We start from the raw sequence: 5807 nt of genomic DNA on the forward strand, positions 1-5807 counted from the left end.
CTGATGCCGGTAGCGAACAGGTAGGTAGGCTCATAGGGGTGGCGATGAGCCAGAGAGGCCTCGTCGGTGCCGGTGTTTTCGCCGGCGCGCTGCTGCACCCACTTCTGTATGTAGTCGTTGCGACGCCAGTTGACAAGCACTTCGGGCATTTCACGGCTCATCACTTCGATGTCCACCCACGCCTCGGTGCCCGAACCGCCGATGGCATTGCAGATGATGCCCACCGGCACTTTGAGGCTGTCGCGGAGTACACGTCCGAAATGCCACGCCACGGCCGACATGCGGCGCGCCGAACCGACATCTGATTTAGCCCAGTGTGCGGGGAGGTAATAATCAAGGCTGTCGATACGCTCCTTGACCGAATCAGGCCACTGGGCGGGAGTGGTGTAGGCTCTGGGGAACATGTCGAACAGACGCAGCATCGGATCATCCATCATGGCGCTGTCGGCGGCGAATGTCTTCGTATGTGCCGTTGCGAACTCCATGTTGCTCTGACCCGAAGCGAGCCACACCTCGCCGACGGCTACATCGGAGAAAGCGAGCCTGCGGTGGCCGTCGGTGACGGTCATCTCAAGTCCCGTGGCCTCTTTCATGGGCGGCAGTGTGACCGACCAGCGTCCGCGATTGTCGGTCACCGCTGTGGCCTTATTGGCGCCGAGAGTCACCGTCACGGTGGTTCCGGCATCGGCTGTGCCGTTGACCGTCACCGGACGGTATCGCTGTATGACCATGCCGTCGCCCCACACCTGCGGCAGTTTCAGGCCGCCGTAGTTGCCGGTGATGGCCCGGTAGACGGTGCGTGCGAGCAGCGATGCTCCGAGCGCGTCGGGATGCAGGCCGTCGGCCACCAGCTGCTGCCTGTCGAGCAGAGGATCGTTGAAATCAATGAGTTCCGAGCCGGTCAGACGAGCCACGTCGGCCACACACGCTCTGACCGAATCGCGCCACTCGCAGGTGCCCGACCGCCATCGGTAGTGGGTGGTGCGCACAGGCGAAATGTTGGCTATGATCACCCGCACCTTCGGATTGCGGGCACGGAGCGAGTCGATAAGTTCCACATAGTCGTTGACAAAATCGTCGCTGAAGTCGGGCCAGTCGCGGGGATCAGTGTCATTGACGCCGAGGTGTATGACGGCAATGTCGCCGGCAAAGTTCTTGGCGTCGGCACACTCCTTTGTGGCATTGTAGGGATGGTGGCCGCGCTTCATCAGCGTGGCTCCGCTACGTCCGAAATTGCCCACCTCGTAGTCGGGTCCGAGCATTCTGGCAAGCTGCGACGGATAGCTGTCGCGCTCCCTGTCGGGGATCGTGGCTCCGTAAGTGATGCTGTTGCCTACGCAAGCCACCTTGACCTTTGCCACGGCCGGCGCGGTGGTCGCCATGGTCAGTGCAGCACCGGCAAGCAACGCTGTCAGTAATTTTTTCATGGGCTGAATGTAATCAAAAGGCTGTCGGCGGCATAACGGCCGCCGACAGCCCCAAATATTGGTTTATGCTGGATAATTCTGATTATTTCCTGACATGGACAGCGAGGATCTCGTCGATGAGCATCTGGCTCTTGATGAGCATGCGCGGTACGTGGAACGGACCCTTGAACAGGTTGCCCTTTGCAGGCTGTGCCACGCTTCCGTCGCGATGGAGATAACCGAACCATTCGCCATAGACCGGATCGGGGAGGAACTCGTAGGTCCAGTCGTTGGCCATGCGGTGCATCTCGAGATACTTGGTGTCGCCCGTGGCGAGATATGCATAGAGAGTGGCTATGACAGCCTCGGTCTGCGGCCACCAGAACTTCATATCCTGCGAGTAGTCCTGTGCCGGGAAGCCTTTGCAGTCGCGGAAGTTGATTATGCCGCCGAACTCTTCGTCCCAGCCCCATTCCCACGACCAGTCGAGGATCTGCAGAGCCATCTCCTTAATCTCCTTGCCCTTGCCTTCGTCCCAGCCGCGGTAGTGTGCCTCCTCGAGGAGGAACCATGCCGTCTCGATGCAGTGGCCCGGATTGATCACGCGTCCGTTGATAGTGTCGATCAGCTCGCCTTCGGGAGTGACCATCTCCAGCAGAGCCTTGAATTCGGGATGCATGAACTTGGTGCGTATCAGCTCAAGCGAATTGTCGATCTGCCGGTCAAGTTCAGGATCGGGTATCACTTCACGTATGCGCGAGGCGGTGTTGATGAGTATCATGGTGATACTGTGGCCTATGGCGGGCTGCGTGGGCAGATACTTCGGCTCAAGGATGCCCGGAGTGGAGATGAACCTCACTATTTCCTTGAAAAGCTTCAGCGCCTTCTCGGCATAAGAGCGGTCGCCGGTGGCCTTCGAATATTCGGCCATGGCTATGGCCGCGAAGCATTCGGAGAACACGTAGCGGCGTTTACGCAACGGGCGTCCGTCGGCTGTAACCTCGAAATACATACGTCCGTCGGTCGGATCTATGCAATGGGCCTCGATGAAGTCGATGCAGTTCTTGGCCATGGCCAGATACTCCGGACGCCGGTCGATATTGTTGTAGGCAAACGAATAGACAAACGGACAGCGGCCCTGGAACCACACCGATTTGGTGCCGTCCATGAGCTTGCCCTCGCGGTCGACGCACGTGTACACGCCGCCGTTCACCTTGTCAAGCCCGTGATTGAGCCAGAAAGGCAGAATGTCGTCGAGGAGATCGTGGCGGTAGTGTTCGCGCCACTCGGTGAGATATTTTTCAGTGTCGATAGTCCACATAACGGTTTAGAATTTGTTGCAGCGCTCGAAGAATCCGATGCTTTCGAGGTCGGCCTTCATGGCGGCCTCCTCCTGATCGGTCATATTGCGGAACGGTATGCGGTTTTTGCCCAGATCGAGTCCTATAAGCTTCATGATGCGCTTGCCGCCGACGATGTTGCCACGATATTTGCAGATGACGTTGATCACCTCCTGCGAGAAGTTCTGGTGTTCGCGTGCGGCCTCGATGTCGCCGCGCTTCCAGGCGTCGATGATAGCCACCAGCTCGCGTCCGTTGTAGTTGGTGGTACCGCCGATGCCGCCCTGCGCGCCACCCATGGCGAGCGAGGGAAGGATAGTCTCGTCCTGACCGTGGAGCATGTCGAACTTGCCGTCCTTGTAGAGGCGGCACTGGTTGTATTCATATATGCTCTCGAAGGTGTACTTGATACCTGCGAAGTTGGGTACGCGGCCGTCGACAGCCTTGAGAAGCTCTGTCATCGGCAGGAAAGCACCATTGAATGCCGGGATGTGATAGTAGTAGAACGGCAGCTCGGGTGCGCCGGCTGCGATCAGCTCTATATACTCCACGAGCTCCTCTATGCGGCCGATCTTGGGGAAGGGGGGAGCCATGGCGCCGATGCCCCATGCTCCGATCTCCGCGGCATGACGGGCCAGCTCGCGGGCGCTCTTGGCGCAGCAGCTGCCCACATGTACTATAACTTTGAAATCATCGGGCCTGGAGGCCATCCATGCCTCGGCCAGACGCTTGCGCTCGTCGTCGGTAAGCATATATCCCTCGCCCGACGAACCGTTGATAAACACGCCCTTCAGGCCGTTTTTCTTCAGCATTGCCGCATACGCGGGTATCGGCTCATAGTTGACTTCGCCGTTCTCGAGGAATGGCGTGAAAGGGGCGTCGATAAGACCCTTGATTTTCTCGAATTCCATAATAGTATTTTACTTGTTTGGATTTATTTTGCTTGTTTCGGAGAATATAAGTTTTACTCCATGATATCTTTGTCAGCGCAGATCAGGCTGTCACCGTTTCGGCCGCCTCGTTGTCGGCGCCCATTGCCTCCTCCTGGTCCTTGTCGTCATATTTCGGACGGAGCACCGTAAGCTGCAGGGCGAGAGCTATCAGCAGTATGCCGCCCATAAGTGCGAAACAGAGGCCGAGCCCCACCGACTCGGCAAACGAGCCGAGCAGCTGAGTGGTGATCGCGCCCATGATCACGCCCACGGAATTCATCAGACCATAGGCCATGGCGCGCTGGCGCGAGCTTACAAACTGGCAGAGGATAGGCATATTGTTGGCATCGAACATTCCGTAGCCGATGCCGAAGAACAATCCGGCAAGCACCGACAGCCAGGCGTTGTGAGCCAGACCGATGAACACCAGAGCCGGAATCATCATTGCCATGCCTATGGCAGAGGTGTAGATGCGGCCGCGCACATTGCTGCGCACCCATCGGTCGCTGATCGGGCCTCCTATCATCACTCCGATGAACGATGACACGGCTATGGTGAGCGTGGCCATCGGGCCGGCCCAGTCCATGCTCAGGTCAAGATTGTCGTGGAAGAGCGTCGGCAGCCAGTTTTTGGTAGCCCAGCCGGGGATGGAGCTGGAGGCGAAGAAGAACAGTATCACCCAGAACGCCATAGTGGAGAACACTACGCCGAACGACTGGAGCATCGACTCCTTGCCGCCCTTGCGTCCCTGCGCCTCGCCGGAGGGCACTGGACGCGCAGCCACTCCGCGACCCGACTTCTCATGAAGAAGGAATATCAGCACTATCGCATAGGCCACACCTATGATGCCGAACCAGTGGAAAGTCTGCTGCCACGACCATGTGGAAGCCACCATCGATCCGAATCCGCCCAGAGCCTGACCGCAGTAGAGGCCGGTCATGTGCAGGCCTATGGCAAGCGAACGTCCGCGACCGGTGAAATAATCGGCTATGAGCGACAGAGCGGAGGGTATGTAAAGAGCCTCGCTGATGCCCATGATGCCACGAAGCCACATGAGCGACTGGAAGTCGTGGCAGAGTCCCATGGCGTAGGTGACAGCCGACCACACGCCGAGAGAGCCTACAATAAGCCATTTGCGGCTGACACGGTCAGCCACGGCGCCGGAAAACGGACTGGATATGCCGTAGACCCACAGGAATATAGCCATCAGAGCGCCGAACGCCTCGGCATTCTGCAGGGCGTGGATGTCGTTGGCTATGTTCTGCTGCATAGTCGACAACATCTGGCGGTCCATATAGTTGAGGAGTGCCACCACCCAAAGCAGCCCGACCACGAGCCACGGATAGAACTTTTTGTTTTGTAATGCCATATTTGCGGATTTAAGGGTATTGTTGATTTGCTACTCTTTTTCGACGGCATACGCTCCGGCCGATATACCACGGCCGCAGTCAGCCACCATTTTGCTGCAAATTTACGTTTTTTTTCGATTGAACCGCACTGCAACACACTTTTTTTGACAAAAGATGCGACAAAAAAGCCTTTACATGCCGGCAGCGTGCTGAATCGACGAGAAAAAGAGGAGTATTCAGGCACAGTGTCGAAAAAAAATCGTAAGTTTGCGACACTCAACAACACCACTGACAGATGGATAATTTCAGATATTGCACTCCGACACGCTACGTGTTCGGACGCGGAGCGGAAATGGAGGCAGGCACACAGCTGCTTGCCAACGGCATGGACAGCGTACTCATGGTCTACGGCGGCGGATCGGCCGAACGCTCGGGGCTGCTCGCGAGAGTCAGAGAGAAACTCCACGAAGCCGGAATCCGCTTCGAGGAACTTGGCGGCATCGAGCCCAACCCCACCGACGGACCGGTGCGCCGCGGCATAGAGATGATGCGCCGCGGAGGACTCCACGCGCTTCTGGCCGTTGGCGGCGGATCGGCCATCGACACAGCCAAGGCTATAGCGCTCGGAGTGCCTTATGAAGGTGACTTCTGGGATTTCTTCGCCGGACGCGCCACCCCGCAGAAGGCTCTCCCGGTAGGAGTGGTGCTCACCATCCCTGCCGCCGGATCGGAAGGGTCGGGCAACTGCGTGATCACACTTGAAGAGGGCCTGCACAAGAT

At 57.9% G+C, this 5807-nt stretch carries 5 protein-coding genes; 1 reads left to right on the forward strand and 4 read right to left on the reverse strand.

Annotated elements, in window-relative coordinates; translation table 11 throughout:
• The 4 genes from C5O24_RS10125 to C5O24_RS10140 all read right to left on the reverse strand — a co-directional run.
• On the reverse strand, nt 1-1427 hold a 1427-nt coding region (locus tag C5O24_RS10125; protein WP_107681782.1), incomplete at its 3' end, for a GDSL-type esterase/lipase family protein.
• An 82-nt stretch (nt 1428-1509) separates the two neighbouring features.
• Nucleotides 1510-2718, reverse strand: coding sequence for an AGE family epimerase/isomerase (locus C5O24_RS10130; protein WP_107681785.1), 1209 nt, complete (start codon nt 2716-2718; stop codon nt 1510-1512).
• Between the two features lie 15 nt (nt 2719-2733).
• The gene (locus C5O24_RS10135; RefSeq protein WP_107681783.1) at nt 2734-3657 is read right to left on the reverse strand and encodes a dihydrodipicolinate synthase family protein; all 924 of its coding nucleotides are present in this window, start codon (nt 3655-3657) and stop codon (nt 2734-2736) included.
• A gap of 82 nt (nt 3658-3739) precedes the next feature.
• Complete coding sequence (locus C5O24_RS10140; protein ID WP_107681784.1) at nt 3740-5047, reverse strand: MFS transporter; 1308 nt, start codon at nt 5045-5047, stop codon at nt 3740-3742.
• A 275-nt stretch (nt 5048-5322) separates the two neighbouring features.
• Between C5O24_RS10140 and C5O24_RS10145 the strand changes: the two genes are divergently transcribed.
• The coding region (locus C5O24_RS10145; protein ID WP_133165528.1) for an iron-containing alcohol dehydrogenase at nt 5323-5807 on the forward strand (485 nt) is incomplete at its 3' end.

It is taken from the genome of Paramuribaculum intestinale (assembly GCF_003024925.1).
Classification (GTDB): domain Bacteria; phylum Bacteroidota; class Bacteroidia; order Bacteroidales; family Muribaculaceae; genus Paramuribaculum; species Paramuribaculum intestinale.

Coding starts and splice junctions, on each gene's coding strand:
- C5O24_RS10140 (WP_107681784.1), bottom strand. CDS start 5,047: ATGGCATTACAAAACAAAAAGTTCTATCCGTGGCTCGTGGTCGGGCTG.
- C5O24_RS10135 (WP_107681783.1), bottom strand. CDS start 3,657: ATGGAATTCGAGAAAATCAAGGGTCTTATCGACGCCCCTTTCACGCCA.